Origin of the sequence: Nocardia alni (assembly GCF_019038435.1) — a bacterium.
GTDB lineage: Bacteria > Actinomycetota > Actinomycetes > Mycobacteriales > Mycobacteriaceae > Nocardia > Nocardia alni.
On the sequence record NZ_JAGPOX010000335.1, the window covers coordinates 1 to 506 of the forward strand.

General features: G+C 65.0%; 1 pseudogene. It reads right to left on the reverse strand.

The features are described 5' to 3' along the window. Nucleotides 1–506, reverse strand: a pseudogene (gene thrS, locus JZ791_RS44220) (threonine--tRNA ligase); the annotation flags it as partial.

Sequence of the window (506 nt, forward strand, 5' to 3'; positions counted from 1 at the left end):
GTCCTTCTTGTCGGCCCAGGCGGTGCCGTAGATGCGCTGCAGCTGCTCGTTCTTGGCGTCGCCGCGCCAGTAGGCGCCCGAGACGCGCGTGAGCTTGAACACCTTCAGGAAGCGCGTGTTCGGCACGTGCGGGCCGCGGCACATGTCCACGTATTCCTGGTGGTAGTAGAGGCCCATGGCCTTCTCTTCGGGCATGTCCTCGACGAGGCGCAGCTTGTAGTCCTCGCCGCGTGCGCGGAAGACGTCGATCACCTCGTCGCGCGGCGTCATCTTCTTGACGACGTCGTAATCCTGGGCGATGAGCTCCTTCATGCGCTGCTCGATCGCCGAGAGGTCGTCGGGCGTGAACGGGCGCTCGTAGGCAATGTCGTAGTAGAAGCCCTCGTCGATCACCGGGCCGATCACCATCTTCGCCGTCGGGTAGAGCTGCTTGACGGCATGGCCCACCAGGTGGGCGCAGGAGTGGCGGATGATCTCGACGCCGTCCTGGTCGCGCGGCGTGATGA